Genomic DNA, 16,206 nt, shown 5'->3' on the forward strand with positions numbered 1-16,206 from the left:
ACATCACAATTCTTCTCGTATACTCTGTCAATCCCGTACCTCTATCTCTCTATCTTTACACACGAGGATTGTCTGCAACTGGCGATCCCTAGCACCATTCGGTACATACCCATCACATTGTTTCTGTTTCATATATGCCAATACTTCTTCCGTTATAGTCTCACCTACACCTAGACAAGGAATTCCCGGTGGATAATAGGTAATCGTTTCCCCACTAATTCGCCCTAGGGCTTGTGGTAAAGGGATTTCTTCCATCTCTGTATAAAATGCTTGCCGTGGTGAAAGTGCCACGATTGGTGTGGGTAATGTTTCTACTGTACTTGCATAAAAATCAATAGAGTTAGTAATACTTTCAATCCTGTGTCTATATAGATCCGAAATATCCTGCACTGCATCTATGACCTGTTGTATAGATGTATCCGTATCACCTATGGTAATCAATAACAAGACATGGTAGGCTTTCATGAGTTCCACTTCAATATGACGGGCTCGCAACTCTCGTTCTAACTCTTGTGCAGTCAGTCCAAGGTTCTTTGCATCAATAATAATCTTAGTCTCATCCAAACTGAAAGCACCTTCTATGTCCTCAACACTAGGGCAAGCAATGCCAGGAATCTCATTCAGAGCCCTTCGCAAAGTACGAGCTAAGTTCAATGTATCTTTCATGAGAGATTGTCCCTCTGTAACCCATTGATGGCGTGCCATATCCAAAGATGCTAAGAAAATATAATTCGGACTAGTGCTCATCAAGATTTGTTGTAATCGTTGAATACGGTCTACATCAATACGAGACCCCTGTCCATGGAGCATCGAGGTCTGTGTTAAAGACCCTAATAACTTATGTGTACTTTGAGCGACTAAGTCTGCTCCACTCGCTAAAGCTGGCTCTGGCATTCCTAAAGATGATACAAGATGTGGTCCATGAGCCTCATCCACTAACACTAGCATATGTCTTTCATGAGCTACCTCTGCAATTCGTTTTGCATCTATGCCCACGCCATAATAATTAGGATGTACTAGCAATATAGCCTTTGCCTCTGGGTGTGCATCCATCGTAGCGATGGCCTCCTCCGCTGTAACCCCTACTGGTATGCCCCAGCGCGGATGAAAGCGCCCTTTCATATAGATAGGTTTAGCTCCACTCAATACTAAGCTATTATGAACAGAACAGTGAGCCTCTCTAGGAACGATGATGGATTCTCCTTCTTTCACTGCACTCATAATCATCATTTGAATCGCACCAGATGTTCCATTAATAGAAAACCATGTATGATCGGCTCCAAAGGCCTGTGCTGCCAGTTGTTGTGCTTCCAGCAATTCACGCTCTGGCTCATGATAATCATCGATAGCATACATTAAGCCTAAATCATAGGGTAAGGCCTTTCCCATCCACTCTGTGAGTAATGCAGGAGCTCCCTTACCAATCTTGTGACCAGGCGTATGAAAAGGCACCATATGTTGTTTTTTATATTGTTCTAAAGACTCCACAAAAGGAAGTCGATTTTGATTTAACCTTTGTTTCATATATTTACTGTTGATTCTTTTACAATATTATTAAATTTATAGATCTACATACTCTATTTAGTATTCTACCTTACTCTGTACATCGATTCAAGGTATTCTATCACCATCTAATTGTAGATTTCCACCATATTACATAAGGATATTATACACTGCATGATTATAAAGTTTATATGTAATATACTATCTTCTAGCTTTTTAAGAAACAAAAAACTGTTACAATTTGTAATTTCTTACAAACTGTAACAGTTTTTGATTATTTACTATATTCCGCAACGTATTGGGAACCTGCTTGCACATAGTGTTCCATTGTATTTGCCACTTGGTGTAAATCTTGACTAGTCAAAGCATTGATGTCTTGACCGCCCGTTGCACTATTGATAATTTGTGAAATTTCGTAACCACTATATCCTAGCACAGACAAGCGGTTGGATAAACTTTTAATTAAGCTCATTGCTAACCTCCATTTGTGTAGTAATTATTTGAATTCATTTCCAAAATTGGATCCTTCCGTGGTCGGGTTTAACCACCATAGCTAATAGTCCGTCATAAGAATGTTTACAATAAGCATCCATTTGTATACATATCTTAACTAGCATCAGACTATATTGCTATGTTAATTAATATTATAACGATTTTTTTCGATATTGTCAAGCTTATTCTATAGAATAAAATATATTAAAAAATCGACCCCCAAAAGGGGCCGATTTTCCATACTAACTTGTAATCAAAAGCGTTTACGCTAATTAAAACCGATAGTATTGAACATACAATTATTTTCTACTTTTAGATGCTAATGTAGCCAACATTGCTTCTTCAGTACGACGTCGTACTGCGTCCACTAATGGTTTAACTTCTAAAAATTCAGCATCAGTCAAACGAAATGTACGTCCTTTACGTTCAAATAAGGATTTTTTGCGACCTGCACCAGCCCGCTTGCCGCCCCAATTATTACCTTTCATGATAATGCCTCCCTCACAATAAGTAAAAATAAAGACGATTCACATTAAATACTAATTATACTGCTCTAGATTTAGTATATACTTTTATTTTCATAATTTCAAGATGAAAACACATATATAGTGAATTTATTTGATTGAATTCCTTCATCAATTCAAAAGTCATGCAAGGATTAATCAAAATCACTTTCATATACACGATATATGCAAAAGAAAAGCCAAAATAGAGCAAATGCTCTATTTTGGTTGTTTCTGATTTTTTTAACGAGGCCGTCCTTTTTTAGGATTATATAGATTCATTCCTTTATCGATACCTACTTCTACACAACCAAGAACAGCTTTCATCATAGCCTTAACGCCCTTCTTTACTGTATCCTGTTGTTCTTCTGGAAATCGTGATAATACATGATCTACAACGGTCCACTCAGGCAAAGGTCGACCAATGCCAAAACGAAAATGTGGAAAACCGTCCGTTCCTAAATGACTAATCATAGACTTGATCCCATTGTGTCCACCTGCACTTCCATTTGGTCGAATTCTAATCTTCCCAACTGGTAAGTCCATATCATCATATATAACATAAACATCCTCAGGTGTAAGCTTATAATATCGCATTAAAGGACCTACAGACTCACCACTAAGGTTCATAAATGTTTGCGGTTTTACCAACAATACTTTTTCGCCCGCTATCGTGCATGAACAGAGTTCCGCTTTATAATCTTCTCTCCATGGTGTATGACTCACTCCATCAGCAATAGCATCCACTACCATGAATCCGATATTATGACGAGTTCCCTCATAGTCCCTACCTGGATTTCCAAGTCCAACTATTAACTTCATCTTATTTATCAAACAAAGAGCTTACAGACTCTTCTCGGAAAATACGTAAAATCGCATCTCCCAATAAAGGAGCTACGGACAGTACTGTAATATTAGGTAATCGACGTTCTTCTGGAATATCAATTGTATTTGTTACAATTAACTCTTTAATGTTGGAGTTAGCAATACGTTCGCAAGCTGGATCTGTTAATACTGCATGTGTCACACAAGCGGTTACAGATTTAGCGCCAAACTCTTGTAATGCTTTCGCCCCTTCTACAAGAGATCCTGCTGTATCTACAATATCGTCAATAATGATACAGTTTTTACCTTGTACATCACCAATTAAGTTCATTACTTTCGCAACACCTGGTTGTGGACGTTTTTTCTCGATAATTGCAATTGGTGCACCAATACGGTCCGCTAAATCGCGGGCACGCGTTACACCTCCAAGGTCTGGAGATACAACGATGACATCTTCCATTTTCTTTTCATTAATATAGTTTGCAATAATGGAAGCCCCCATTAAATGGTCTACTGGCACATCAAAGAACCCTTGAATTTGACCTGCATGAAGATCTACAGTTACAAGGCGAGTCACACCAGCAGTTTGTAATAAGTCTGCCATTAATTTTGCTGTAATTGGTTCTCTACCACGAGTTTTTCTATCTTGGCGAGCATATCCATAATATGGTACAACGGCTGTGATATGACGAGCTGATGCACGTTTCAAAGCATCTGCCATGATGAACAACTCAACTACATTATCATTCACTGGATAGCTAGTTGGTTGTACGATAAATACGTCTTTACCACGTACACTTTCATCAATCATGACTTGTACTTCACCATTATTGAAGCGACCTACAAAGGCTTCTCCTATTGGAAGGTCCAAATAATCACAAATTTCTTTGGCTAATGCTGGATTTGCATTACCTGTAAAAATTTTGAGTCGTTTACCATCTTCTAATGTCATGTCATTACTCCTCTAAAACAATTGACTTACAATTTGATGCACAAAGGCTCTATGTATATTGTACTTCATTTTCTCAATTTTGTGTAAACTATTTTATCATTTTTTTACACATTGTTATTTCTTGAAAGTATCATCTGTTACCCAGTTCTCTTTGACCACTTGGCGAGCCCGTCCGAATGCTAATCCACGGTTTGGCACATTCTTCGTTATAGTGGAACCTGCAGCCACATAACTTTCACTACCAATCGTTACAGGCGCTACTAAATTAGAGTTACAACCCACAAATACGCCATCCTCAATGATAGTTCGATGTTTCTTTTTACCATCGTAGTTCACCGTGATAGTTCCGCAACCAATATTCACCTTCGATCCTACATCACTATCACCGATGTAAGATAAGTGAGGAAGTTTGGTACCTACCCCTACCACGCTATTTTTCACTTCTACAAAGTTACCAATTTTCACTTTGTCAGACAACACTGTATCTGGACGCAAATGAACAAATGGACCAATCACCGTATCGTTCTTGATTTCGCAATCATGTGCATAGGAATCATGGATATGGTTATTATCTCCTACTGTTACGTTGGACAAGCGTGTATTTGGCCCCAATATATTATTCGTTCCTACCACCGTATTGCCTTCTAGCGTTGTATTCGGATAAATAATGGTATCTGGTCCAACCACCACTTCTGGAGCAATATATGTACTATGAGGGTCCACTAGAGTCACGCCAGCTTCCATGAGCGCTAAGTTGGTGCGATTGCGCAAAATTAACTCTGCTTGTGCCAACTGCAAACGGCTGTTTACCCCTAAGGACTCATCACTATCCATAGTCATATATGCACTTACCGTTTTGCCAGCTCGTACAAGGATGCTCACCACGTCTGTAATGTATAGCTCACCTTGTGCATTGTCATCTGAAAGTTGCTCTAAACAAGGCCATAATTCTTTAGAGTCAAAAATGTACATGCCTGTGTTTACTTCGTGCACTTTTAATTCATCTAGTTTGCCATCTTTTTCTTCTACGATGCGTTCTACAGACTTAGCATCATTACGAATGATACGGCCATACCCATATGGGTTGTCCATGTAGGCTGTTAATACTGTGGCTGCCGCCCCTGTTTCTTTGTGGTGCGCCAACAATTGTTCCAATGTTTCTTGCGTTACTAATGGTGTATCACCGCACAACAACAAGATGAGACCATCATGGTTGCCCAATACAGATTCTGCTTGTTGTACAGCATGACCTGTGCCTTTTTGCTCTAATTGTGTGACGTATTCCGCACGGTCACCTAAGTAGGCTTTCACATCATCGCCACCAAAACCGACGATAACCACATTGCGCTTCGCCCCTATAGATTGAGCCGCTTCTAATACACGTTCCACCATAGCTTTACCAGCTACTTTGTGCAATACTTTCGGAAGTTTAGATTTCATGCGCGTCCCTTTACCGGCCGCTAAAATCAAACCAACTAATTCACTCATATGCATCCACCTTTATTGTTATTGAATAATAATCATATATAAATTAGCATACCATATTGTGGGAGATTTTTCGACACTAAATATAACTTTATTTTCAGTACACTCCATAAGTTCCTGTCATAGTTTTATGGATTCTATACCAAATTTTCTTCAATTTTGTTTATTTTATGTCATGAAGTACATATTTTTCATAACAATAATAGTTTTATGTCATGGACTCCAAATTCTTAATCAAAATAATGATTTTATGTCATGGGATGCAAACTTTTACTACCGTTTCTACCACAGCATGTTTTTTTATTCTCCTATCATCGATGATATAAATCTGTATACTTTCATACTGTGCACACTCAAATTTCAATACAACTACCATACATGCAATAAAGGAAAGCCTACTTTTAGGCTTTCCTTCGTAACTTTCACTAGCATATTCTACTAATGTCTATTCTTTTATTAGCATTGAAATATCTGTTTATGCTTTATCAGCAGCCGCATAGATTTTTTGTACTCCTCTATTAGATAAGTAGCAAGAGAACATACAAAGGACTACACCCACTAGCAATGTGTAGAAACCCATGTCCCAGCCCCAATGGTCTACAACGAAACCAAAGAGTGTTGTTCCTAAGGAACTACCCACAAGGTAACTCATAAAACCACGCAAGCCCACGGCAGATCCTAAGGCAAAGGTTGGAATGACTTCCATTGCCTGTACTGGAATCATAGATTGTGGAATGTAAATCAAGCAGCCTGTAATACAAGCAAATACAGTGGCCCACAAAATACTATCAGAGTTCATATACCCAATCACACAAGCAAAGATTACCACTAAGCAATAGATTGGTAATTGCATAATGCGACCTTTGAAGTATTTATCTACTAAGTAGCCTGCCAAGATAGTAGATGGAATAGCAGCCCATTCAAACAACATGTACGCTACACTCATCTCTGTTTTCGTAAAACCTTTTACTTTCAGTAAGTATAAAGGAATCCAAGTAATCATGCCAAAGCGTACCATGTATACGAATACGTCGATTAATACCAAATACCAAGAGTTTGGATTTTTAAATACAAAGTTGTAGAATACTTGGAATGCATTCATATTCTCTGGTTTGTCCGCTGCCATTTTAGCAGATTTTTGTCCTGCCGCTTCCTCTTGGAATACTTCCTCTACAGTTGGCAATCCTTCTTCGGTTGGTCGCTTACGAACAAAATACAAGACTAATAAGACACAAATAGCGGCCAAGATAGCTGGTACTGCAAATGTACCGATTCGCCAATGCTCTGTTCCTAAATAGCCAATCGCTACACCCACGATAGGTGCTACAATGCCTCCGCCTAAATTGTGGGACATATTCCAAATCGTACTAGCACGACCCCGCTGAGATCTAGGAAACCAATAGCCTACCGTAATAATTGAAGGTCCAACACCCATCCCTTGGAATAAACCTAATAAAATAACGAGTCCGATAAATAAGGAATAATGTGTGGTGAATCCCATCAATACATTTAAGATGACGCATAAAGTCAAACCGATAGCCATAAAATACTTCGGATTTGCTTTATCTGCCAACACAGACATGAATCCTTTGCTAAGTCCATATGTAATCAATAGACAGCTAGATAATAAGCCTAATTGCGTTTTACTTAAATCTAGCTCACCAGATAAATACGGCAACGCTAAATTGAAATTACTACGCACTAAGTAATAGGCTGCATATCCAATCCATACACCAATCAAAGAATTCATTTGCAAGCGTAAAAAACGACTTTTTACCTCTTGACTAACAACTTCCATACTAACGCCTCCTTTACATTGTATATCATGGCATAGTATATACCTTTTTCAATTGATAGGCTAGTAGTTTATTTCTAAAAGAGCCTCACCTTTTCTTACGAAAACCTATATACCTTTCTGTTAGGAACACAAAACGCCATACAATTCTAACTACACGTAGTCAGAAGCATATGGCGCTATGTACCGCATCTATGCCAATGCATGAATGCATCTATTTAATTTTATAATGCAAAGCGATAGGTTCTCGTTGCATAGGCTCGAACTGGTCGTCCGTTTCTAGTGGCTGGTACGAAAGTCCACTGATATGCTACTTGCATAACGGCTCTTTCAAATTCAGGTTGTCCGCTGCCGCCGATAATATCTACGGAGCTAACCGATCCATCTTTTTCTACCACTAATTGAACAACTACAGTGCCTGTTTTACCTTGGCGGAGCATTTTAGGAGGGTACGGTGCTTCTACATCACTGACTAGAGATAAACTACCAGCATCGACAATCACTCCATCATCGTTGCCGCCTCCCCCGTTACCATCTCCAGCGCCTTGGCCGTCGCCATCTCCGTTACTATCACCATTTCCATTGCTAGGTCCCGTACCTTCTCCACCGCCTCCAGGATTTTCTGGAAGTGCTGATGGCGGTGCTACAATCGCTACATTTTTAGGGGCTTCCACTTTCACTTGTTCTAAAATTGCTTCTGCGTCAGCTAGATTCGTAATCGGTGGTGGAATTTCACGTTTTTCAGTATGGGGTGCTGTAATCGCTGGTCCTGCACTCGGTTGCCCTGCACTACCTTTGTCCTCATGAACCAACTGCACCTCTACAATTTCATCCGATTCTGGTATCGGTGTTTGGATATGACCCAATACGCCTAGAAGTACTACAAGACCTATATTTGTCAGTCCGGATATCACTGCGGGTATACGCCATCGTCTATCCATAGTACCTCCTTATTTACTATCTGTCGCAATGGATACTTTAACAATACCCATTTGTTTCAATGTGTCTAAGACAGTAACAAATGTGCCATATTCAGCTTTCGCATCACCACGCAAGATAACGACCATGTCATCGCCCTTCGCTTTTTCAGCTTGCAAGTAACGAATCATTTGGTCAAGCGTCACCGGTTGCGCTTCCACATAGATTTGTCCGTTACTTGTTACAGTAATTGGAATTTTACGTTGCAAGTCCACTTTCGATGCCACCGCTTGTGGTAATTGAATTGGCACAGATTTTTGTACGACCATTGTCAACATACTCATCATGAAAAATACCAATAAAAAGAAGATGATATCAATCATTGGAATAATCATGAGTTTCGGTTTAGACGTAGTCCGTAAGGATCTAAGCCGCATGGTTGTCACCTGCCAATTCCGCCATATACATAGCACTTGCATCTTCAATTTGGCTAATCAAAATATCTTGTTGTTGCACTAAGTATGTATGTAAAATTAAAGCAATAATTGCCACGATCAAGCCTGTGGCTGTAGCAATCAAGGCTTCCCCTACGCCGCCAGTGATGGCAAATGGTTGTCCTTCAGAAATGGATAATACACTGAAAGACCCAATCATACCTGTTACTGTACCCAACAAACCCAACAAAGGAGCCATGGTAACGATAGATTCAATGTAGTTCAAATATTGGCGTAATTTTGCAGATTCACTAATCGTTGCTGCTTCCAATAATTTTTCTTGTTGCTCTTTGTTGTTGCCACCACGAGCTGCTTCTGCAATGACATGCGTAGCCATACCTTTGCTTGTTTCTTTTAAAGCTTGTAAGCCTTTCCAGTTGCTTTGTTGTACTAGTGGGATAATCTTTTCACGCAATGCATTTACATCATCTAACATAGAGCGATAAAAGCGCAAGCGCTCAACGAAAACAATCACAGCAATGAAAGAACAAAGTAACAATGGATACATAACATACCCACCCTTAATAAATAATTCAAATAATTCCATGTGATATCTCCTTATAGATAAATACTTATTTCACTGTTTCCGTAAAAATAATATGAATAGAATCTTCTGTCGGACCTTCTACGATGCGACTATGTACACCATATAGGTTTTGAATAAACTCTGGTGTCAGCAACTCTTTTGGCGTCCCTGTGCCAACCACTCGTCCTTTTTCTAGGGCAACTAGACGATGACAGAATTGGGATGCCAAGTTTAAATCATGAACAGCCATCAATACAGTTACACCCGCATCACGAACGATTTCCAACATTTCCAATTGGTACTTGATATCCAAATGATTCGTTGGTTCATCCAAAATCAGACATGGGCTTTCTTGTGTTAAAGCTCTGGCCAAAATCACACGTTGTTGCTCGCCCCCTGAAAGGCTCAAGAAACTACGTGTTTCCATATGATCCATACCTACCTGTGCTAAAGCCCGTCTAGCTATAGTATAGTCCCCCGGCGTATCTCCTTCAAGTAATTTTTTATGAGGCATACGCCCCATAAGTACAATATCCATCACTGAAAAGTCAAATTGGTATTGATTATGTTGTGCCACTACCGCCATTTGCAAAGCACTTTCACGAAATGAAAGTTCATCTAAGGCGCGGCCATTCAACATAATTTGTCCTGCATTAGGATGCAATGTACGATAGATACATTTTAACAACGTACTTTTACCACTACCATTAGGACCAATTAGACCTACAATTTCACGGTCTTGCACTTTTAAATCTATACCTTGTAAGATTTGCGTTTGTCCAATGCCAAAGGCAACTTGTTCTACTTGTAAATTCATTAATTACCTCCGAACGCATAGGTTTGCTTAATCATTAAGTATACAAAAGCTGGCGCACCGATAACAGAAATTAAAATACCAATCGGTAATTCCGTATGAGGAATAATCGTTCTACTGAGTGTATCTGCCACCACAAGTAATAAAGCGCCTCCCAAGGCAGAGATAGGAATTAAACCTTTATGATTTGTGCCTAAGGCTTGACGTACAATATGAGGAATCAGCAACCCAACGAATCCAATAATACCTGCTGCATATACGGCAAAGCCTATCATAATTGAACTCATTACAAGGTATAATTGACGATATCTGTGTAAGTCTACCCCTAATGTGATAGCTACTTCATCACCTAGTAACATCAAGTTCAAAATGCGAGTTTGGAACCAGAAGAATACAATTGGCAATAGAATAACAAATAGCATAATGCCAATCAAATCCCAATTAGCCCCTGCTAGACTACCCATCATCCAGAAAGCTACGTTTTGAATCCCTTCTTTATCCTTCGCGAAATATACGATAACACTCGTAAAAGCACTGCAAACGGCGCTCAATGCCATCCCGGCTAACAACAATTTAATCGCATTAGCTCGGCCACCCATATTGGCAATAATAAGCACACCAAAGGATATAACCATAGCCCCTATGAAAGCCATGATGCCCACATATTCTTCACCAAAGGCAATGCCTACACCCATTAAAATAGCTACTGTGGCCCCTGTGGATGCACCTGATGAAATACCTAAAATATATGGATCTGCCAGTGGATTTTTAACAATGGCTTGCATAATGACACCACTGACAGCAAGTCCTGCACCGACTAAAGCCGCCAAGATAACCCGTGGCATACGCAACATCCATACAATATCGTTCAAAGCCCCTTGCCGTGGATCCTCAATCGTAATGGTATTGACAAATTTTGATGCCACTACTTGCCACAATGTATGTGCTGGAATATGGACTGTCCCTAAAAATAGAGACCATGCCATACCCGCAATCAATAGGGCTATGAGTATAATTCCTACACCCACCACTGTGAATGTATGTGTTCGATTACTCATGAATACCTCCTGTAAAATTAGGATACAATCCGTGAATCATAAGATTCAATCCATCATGGATTCGTGTACCTGCGCTATACACCATAAATAGGGGAACCCCATGTACTCGATGATTACGTATGGCATCCACATGTTGTAATGTAGGATTCTTATATAGATTGTCTATGAGTTCATCTTGCCGTTCATAATCTTCTTCTACTAGCACCAAAAAGATAACTGATGGATTTAAATGAATCAACTCTTCTGCATTGATTGTCTGTCCTGCCTCAGAAATAAGATGTCCCCCTATTTCTTCTAGCATATTTCCTGCTAATGTTTCCTTATCATACACACGATACTGGCGACCCGAATTTTCGAGTATTAGAACCGTATCTTTCGTATGCTGTGCTTCTCCATAGGACCTTGCCTCTGCCACTGCACGTTTCGTTCGATTCACTAGCGCCTGTGCCCGTTCTTCTCTATTGACAATGGCTCCTAGATCAAGAATATATTGATATTCTCCTTCTACTGTTCTCTTAGATTGTTTATAGGATGCTCTTGAAATATAGCTATGAATCCCACGTTGTGCCCAGAAATCTGTACTCTTCCAATTATTCTTTTGAAAGGTAGAATACCATCCTACAAGCAAGTCTGGTTCCCATAATAAGGTAGTTTCTACATCAGGAATTTCCATACTTTTATAAGGAATTTTTTCATAGGCTTCACGATATTCTTCGGCAATATATTTACTGTCAGGCACCCCTATAGCGGCAATCATACGATCACCTACACCAAGGGCAAGCAATGTTTCTACTGAACTTTGCCAAACACCCATGATGCGCCGTGGTTCCCCTTCATAGGTGACATCTTGATCAGTTCCTTTACTCGTTAACTGATTCACTGTGCGCGGTCCTACTTCATGAACAATCGCCGTACTTTCCACATACTCAGGCATGGGAATAAATTCTTCCATACCATGTAGATGCGCGCTGTATAATCCTAATATGATAGCTAACATACATCCAGTTATATATAACTTTCTCATTTATTCACCTAAACGAAAGAGCTACCAAGGTAGCTCTTTCATGAATCATTATTAGAATTTGTATTTAGCACCAATCATAGCTTGACGAGCTGGCATTGCGGAACTACCTGGGCCATATACGGCATAGCTAGTAGTTTCGTATGCTTCATTTGTTAAGTTTGTCACTGCCACGTATGTTGTTAAATCTTTGTTAACATCATAGTTTAAATTCCAATCCACTACTACAAAGCGTTTCGATGTAAACGCTTCAATATTAGAGCCTGTGTAATAATTCACTAACAACCCAGAAGATACCTTACCTGCATCATAGTTCACATTGAAAGTATAGTGATTCGCAGGGCGTAATTTATTAATACCTGTATTAATATCGCCAGAATTATTGTAGTTCCATGCTGGATTTACTACATAACCTGGTTTCGCAAACCATTTATCTTTTAAATGACTGTACGCCACACCAACCGTCCAATTTTTATTAAGCTTATGATCTACTGTAAGGTTAAAAGATGTTTTCTTTTGATTTGCATTCACAGGAACACTTTCAAAACCATTCGGAGTTCTTACTTCAAAGCTAGCAATAGCATTTGTCATGTCAGTAAGACTATAGTTTGCACCTACAGTAGTTTTTTATTAAATACTTTTTGATAGCCTACAGTATATACATTTCCTTTTTCATCTTTTAAGTTTGTTTTTGTCCCATCATAGGCAGAAACATAATCACCACTACGCAATGGACGAAGAACTTTTGTCCATCCTGTATATACTGTACTACCATCATGCAGTTGATATTGTAAGTTTAAAGATGGCGTCACTACATGAGTAGAACCACCTAATGATTTTTTAGAATTATCTACATAATCACTATATCGAACAAAACGAATTGCTGGTGTGATATCAAATTGATCATTCACATGAATTTTATCTTGCACATAACCATATAAAGAATTACGTTTTACAAATGTTTTTACTGTTCCTTTAGATGTTTGATACACATGATCGTTTTGATCTTTATCGTAGGAAATATTTCCGATGATATCATGTTTACCTATAGAACGTGCTACTTGTAATTGAACTCCACGTTTTCTTTCATCATAATAATGTCTTGGATCTTGTGCTTTACCACCCGTTTTGGCTACCCATTCTTCCAAGGCAGCTTTACTATCACCAGGGAATGGCGCCAAATTCTTTGCAATCCATGCATCTAATAAAGCTCCATCTTTAGCACCATCTGGGAAATCCTTTGTAAATTGATCCCCAACTTTGTTAAATGCTAGGTTACTTATTCCATCATCATGTAATACCCAAGCATATTTATCGCTACTTAAATATTGATGACTTTGGCGATAAAACCGTACAAAGCTTTCCATATCAGATTGACGATCAAAAGTGTATTTTACATCCACATCATTATTTTTATACTTACTATAGGAATTGTAACCAAATCCATCTAGAGCAAATAAATTATGATATGCAGGGTTTCCTTTTTCATTTTGTACAACTTTATATTTATTTTCGTTCTCATAGTCCCCTGAATAGTCTTCATTTAGGATTAACTTACCATCTTCATCACGTTCACCAACAGCAGCTTTAAATATAATTTGGTTCCAATCTTTTTTATTCCAATATTTTAGGTTTGGTGTAGAAATCGGATATCCATCTTTACCTTGTTGATGATTAATAGATACAGTTAAACGTTGTGTATCACTAAAATCTTTATCAACTCGCACATTAGCGCCTCGCTCATCAAAACGAGAGCCACCCAATATTCCAATGTCTCCGGTATGTCCATCACGATATTTTGTATCACCAGACATCACTCTATGTAAGCCTATATAATAGTGTAGAGAGTTGTCATTACCTACACTGCCGGAATAAGATAGATCATAATTATGCTTACCCCATGTTCCTGTAGAAATATCCACAGTTCCTTGATTAATTGCACTGCCCTTTCTTGTGATGATATTGATAACACCCCCAGTAGCATCAGAACCATATACAGAGGCTCCTGGACCTTTAATTACTTCGATTTTATCTACTGCATTAATATTGATAACTTGGTCAAGGTTTACTCCTGTAGACTTACTACCTGACTCACTGCTACCCGCAATACGAGTACTTGTAGAGTTATCTACACGGCGACCATCCACCATAATAATGACACGAGTATCTCCATTAATGGAAATACCGTTATTGAAAAACTGGAATCCATATTCCCCACCACGGTATCCTGGGTTATGGAATGTAATACCAGGGATACGTTTGATGGCTTCTGTTAAATCAGCGTAATGACGTTTTTCAATTTCATCACGAGTGATAACTTTTACGTCACCGCCTGTACGATAATAAGATTGTTCTGTTACTGTGTTACCAAATTGATCTTTAGAACGATCCCCTTTCACTACCTTTGTATCTAATTGGTAGTGGTCTAAATGCTCATCGAATGCCGCTTGTACGCCGCTGAATGTAGTCAATGCTACACAGGCTAACAGAGCTGCAGAAATGCGCTTATTTGTTACTTTCATGAATATACCTCCAAAATTTCGTACGCCCAATACGATTTAATATATATGCATTGCTTTTAATACATAAAAACATACTGATTGTAATTATACTTCATCGCATCTTCATTTTACAATATTTTTTCAAATATAACTATATTTCATATTTAAGTCATTCTATATTATCTAAATTTATTATTTTTATGCTACCTTTAGCTTTTCATTATACATAATATTTTCCTATAGAATATGTATGCAATCTATGGTACTATGATAATTAAATACACTAAAGGAGGTATCTATGCAACAAACTAATAAAAAAGGCCTCATCACCGCTTTAGGTTGCTACCTTATTTGGGGGCTTTTACCCATTTATTGGGGACTCCTTCATCATATATCAGCCTATAGCGTATTAGCGCACCGTATCATATGGTCTGCTTTTTTCATGTCTTTTGTTGCTATCCTTTTCAACTTTCAACAATTTAAAAAGGATTGCATTCATTTAAAAACCAATGTATCTCAACTTTTGTTATTATTCACGGCATCCCTTTTGGTATCTAGTAATTGGGGCTTATACATTTGGGCCATATCTAACAATCGTGTGATGGATACTAGTTTCGGCTATTATATTAATCCACTGCTCAACGTTGTGTTAGGAGTCTTTATTTTCAAAGAAAAGCTAACGTTCGCCCAGTGGTTTAGTGTGGGCTTAGCCACGATAGGTATCATCTTTATTTCTTTACAAATGGGGAGTACGCCTGACTTGGCACTAGCCATTGCCTTAACATTTGGCCTCTATGGACTGGTAAAGAAAAAATTGCTGATCCATCCATTTACAAGTATCGCCTTTGAAGCTTGGCTCGTAGTACCATTAGCTATAATCTACACCACCTACATCGATACAAATTCTTGGACGGCTTTTCAACATGATTCATTCACAGCCGCTTTATTTGTAGGGTCTGGTCTCACAACATCAGTCCCCCTCGTTCTTTTCAGTTATGGCGCTCGCCTATTACCATTAAACTTATTAGGGTTCCTGCAATACCTATCGCCCACCATCGCTTTACTTATTGCCATCTTCTATTTCGGTGAAAGCTTCGATACCAATAAAATGATTGCCTTTTCTTTCATTTGGGTAGCCCTTGGAATCTATACAGCATCCAATTACACTAAATAAATATAAAACAGCCTGTGCATCATTTGCGCAGGCTGTTTTCATAGCATGACCTCTGTATTGTAAGAAATATAAATACTCCTCAATATCCTCATAGGGAAATGCAGATAACCCTGTCGCTACTGTTTTCAATATATTATATAGCACT

16 protein-coding genes are annotated in these 16,206 nt (G+C 38.7%); 1 reads left to right on the top strand and 15 read right to left on the bottom strand.

The window, feature by feature from the left end; translation table 11 throughout:
* Positions 1-27: 27 nt before the first annotated feature.
* The 15 genes from HMPREF9200_RS06650 to HMPREF9200_RS06715 all read right to left on the bottom strand — a co-directional run bounded on the left by HMPREF9200_RS06650 (position 28) and on the right by HMPREF9200_RS06715 (position 14,908).
* Positions 28-1,524 carry an aminotransferase class I/II-fold pyridoxal phosphate-dependent enzyme gene (locus HMPREF9200_RS06650; protein ID WP_009372158.1) on the bottom strand — a complete coding sequence of 499 codons (1,497 nt, stop codon included), beginning with the start codon at positions 1,522-1,524 and terminating at the stop codon, positions 28-30.
* Between the two features lie 253 nt (positions 1,525-1,777).
* Entirely contained in the window at positions 1,778-1,975 is a 198-nt protein-coding gene (locus HMPREF9200_RS06655; protein WP_009372177.1) for a hypothetical protein, read from the bottom strand.
* Positions 1,976-2,294: 319 nt separating this feature from the next.
* A complete protein-coding gene (locus HMPREF9200_RS06660; RefSeq protein WP_009372189.1) occupies positions 2,295-2,483 on the bottom strand; it encodes a hypothetical protein in 189 nt (62 codons plus the stop codon).
* Between the two features lie 258 nt (positions 2,484-2,741).
* Entirely contained in the window at positions 2,742-3,320 is a 579-nt protein-coding gene (gene pth / locus HMPREF9200_RS06665) for an aminoacyl-tRNA hydrolase (RefSeq protein WP_009372201.1), read from the bottom strand.
* A 1-nt stretch (position 3,321) separates the two neighbouring features.
* Positions 3,322-4,275, bottom strand: coding sequence for a ribose-phosphate pyrophosphokinase (locus HMPREF9200_RS06670; protein ID WP_009372162.1), 954 nt, complete (start codon positions 4,273-4,275; stop codon positions 3,322-3,324).
* A gap of 114 nt (positions 4,276-4,389) precedes the next feature.
* A complete protein-coding gene (glmU, locus tag HMPREF9200_RS06675; protein WP_009372196.1) occupies positions 4,390-5,763 on the bottom strand; it encodes a bifunctional UDP-N-acetylglucosamine diphosphorylase/glucosamine-1-phosphate N-acetyltransferase GlmU in 1,374 nt (457 codons plus the stop codon).
* A gap of 472 nt (positions 5,764-6,235) precedes the next feature.
* Complete coding sequence (locus tag HMPREF9200_RS06680; protein ID WP_009372184.1) at positions 6,236-7,558, bottom strand: MFS transporter; 1,323 nt, start codon at positions 7,556-7,558, stop codon at positions 6,236-6,238.
* A 221-nt stretch (positions 7,559-7,779) separates the two neighbouring features.
* Positions 7,780-8,496, bottom strand: coding sequence for an energy transducer TonB (locus HMPREF9200_RS08160; RefSeq protein WP_009372217.1), 717 nt, complete (start codon positions 8,494-8,496; stop codon positions 7,780-7,782).
* A 9-nt stretch (positions 8,497-8,505) separates the two neighbouring features.
* Positions 8,506-8,910, bottom strand: coding sequence for a biopolymer transporter ExbD (locus HMPREF9200_RS06690; RefSeq protein WP_009372226.1), 405 nt, complete (start codon positions 8,908-8,910; stop codon positions 8,506-8,508).
* Positions 8,900-9,514 carry a MotA/TolQ/ExbB proton channel family protein gene (locus HMPREF9200_RS06695; protein WP_009372251.1) on the bottom strand — a complete coding sequence of 205 codons (615 nt, stop codon included), beginning with the start codon at positions 9,512-9,514 and terminating at the stop codon, positions 8,900-8,902. Before HMPREF9200_RS06695 ends, HMPREF9200_RS06690 begins: the two co-directional genes overlap by 11 nt.
* Positions 9,515-9,539: 25 nt before the next feature.
* Positions 9,540-10,310, bottom strand: a complete 771-nt coding sequence (locus HMPREF9200_RS06700) for an ABC transporter ATP-binding protein (RefSeq protein ID WP_009372207.1) — start codon at positions 10,308-10,310, stop codon at positions 9,540-9,542.
* Positions 10,310-11,365 carry an iron ABC transporter permease gene (locus HMPREF9200_RS06705; RefSeq protein WP_009372180.1) on the bottom strand — a complete coding sequence of 352 codons (1,056 nt, stop codon included), beginning with the start codon at positions 11,363-11,365 and terminating at the stop codon, positions 10,310-10,312. Before HMPREF9200_RS06705 ends, HMPREF9200_RS06700 begins: the two co-directional genes overlap by 1 nt.
* On the bottom strand, positions 11,358-12,389 hold the full coding sequence (locus HMPREF9200_RS06710; protein WP_009372244.1) for an ABC transporter substrate-binding protein: 1,032 nt from the start codon (positions 12,387-12,389) through the stop codon (positions 11,358-11,360). Before HMPREF9200_RS06710 ends, HMPREF9200_RS06705 begins: the two co-directional genes overlap by 8 nt.
* Positions 12,390-12,440: 51 nt before the next feature.
* Entirely contained in the window at positions 12,441-12,977 is a 537-nt protein-coding gene (locus tag HMPREF9200_RS09055) for a TonB-dependent receptor (protein WP_009372149.1), read from the bottom strand.
* Positions 12,978-13,000: 23 nt separating this feature from the next.
* Positions 13,001-14,908 carry a TonB-dependent siderophore receptor gene (locus HMPREF9200_RS06715; RefSeq protein ID WP_009372231.1) on the bottom strand — a complete coding sequence of 636 codons (1,908 nt, stop codon included), beginning with the start codon at positions 14,906-14,908 and terminating at the stop codon, positions 13,001-13,003.
* Between the two features lie 277 nt (positions 14,909-15,185).
* Between HMPREF9200_RS06715 and rarD the strand changes: the two genes are divergently transcribed.
* Positions 15,186-16,061 carry an EamA family transporter RarD gene (gene rarD / locus HMPREF9200_RS06720; protein WP_009372202.1) on the top strand — a complete coding sequence of 292 codons (876 nt, stop codon included), beginning with the start codon at positions 15,186-15,188 and terminating at the stop codon, positions 16,059-16,061.
* Positions 16,062-16,206 lie beyond the last annotated feature (145 nt).

Origin of the sequence: Veillonella sp. oral taxon 780 str. F0422, from assembly GCF_000221605.1 — a bacterium.
In the GTDB taxonomy this organism is placed as follows: Bacteria; Bacillota; Negativicutes; order Veillonellales; family Veillonellaceae; genus F0422.

What these genes read in the sequence shown, in the direction of transcription:
- HMPREF9200_RS06670 (WP_009372162.1), bottom strand. Translation starts at nt 4,275, where the DNA reads ATGACATTAGAAGATGGTAAACGACTCAAAATTTTTACAGGTAATGCA.
- HMPREF9200_RS08160 (WP_009372217.1), bottom strand. Translation starts at nt 8,496, where the DNA reads ATGGATAGACGATGGCGTATACCCGCAGTGATATCCGGACTGACAAAT.
- HMPREF9200_RS06695 (WP_009372251.1), bottom strand. Translation starts at nt 9,514, where the DNA reads ATGGAATTATTTGAATTATTTATTAAGGGTGGGTATGTTATGTATCCA.
- HMPREF9200_RS06700 (WP_009372207.1), bottom strand. Translation starts at nt 10,310, where the DNA reads ATGAATTTACAAGTAGAACAAGTTGCCTTTGGCATTGGACAAACGCAA.
- HMPREF9200_RS06710 (WP_009372244.1), bottom strand. Translation starts at nt 12,389, where the DNA reads ATGAGAAAGTTATATATAACTGGATGTATGTTAGCTATCATATTAGGA.
- HMPREF9200_RS09055 (WP_009372149.1), bottom strand. Translation starts at nt 12,977, where the DNA reads ATGACAAATGCTATTGCTAGCTTTGAAGTAAGAACTCCGAATGGTTTT.
- HMPREF9200_RS06655 (WP_009372177.1), bottom strand. Translation starts at nt 1,975, where the DNA reads ATGAGCTTAATTAAAAGTTTATCCAACCGCTTGTCTGTGCTAGGATAT.
- HMPREF9200_RS06715 (WP_009372231.1), bottom strand. Translation starts at nt 14,908, where the DNA reads ATGAAAGTAACAAATAAGCGCATTTCTGCAGCTCTGTTAGCCTGTGTA.
- HMPREF9200_RS06650 (WP_009372158.1), bottom strand. Translation starts at nt 1,524, where the DNA reads ATGAAACAAAGGTTAAATCAAAATCGACTTCCTTTTGTGGAGTCTTTA.
- rarD (WP_009372202.1), top strand. Translation starts at nt 15,186, where the DNA reads ATGCAACAAACTAATAAAAAAGGCCTCATCACCGCTTTAGGTTGCTAC.
- HMPREF9200_RS06705 (WP_009372180.1), bottom strand. Translation starts at nt 11,365, where the DNA reads ATGAGTAATCGAACACATACATTCACAGTGGTGGGTGTAGGAATTATA.
- HMPREF9200_RS06690 (WP_009372226.1), bottom strand. Translation starts at nt 8,910, where the DNA reads ATGCGGCTTAGATCCTTACGGACTACGTCTAAACCGAAACTCATGATT.
- HMPREF9200_RS06680 (WP_009372184.1), bottom strand. Translation starts at nt 7,558, where the DNA reads ATGGAAGTTGTTAGTCAAGAGGTAAAAAGTCGTTTTTTACGCTTGCAA.
- pth (WP_009372201.1), bottom strand. Translation starts at nt 3,320, where the DNA reads ATGAAGTTAATAGTTGGACTTGGAAATCCAGGTAGGGACTATGAGGGA.
- glmU (WP_009372196.1), bottom strand. Translation starts at nt 5,763, where the DNA reads ATGAGTGAATTAGTTGGTTTGATTTTAGCGGCCGGTAAAGGGACGCGC.
- HMPREF9200_RS06660 (WP_009372189.1), bottom strand. Translation starts at nt 2,483, where the DNA reads ATGAAAGGTAATAATTGGGGCGGCAAGCGGGCTGGTGCAGGTCGCAAA.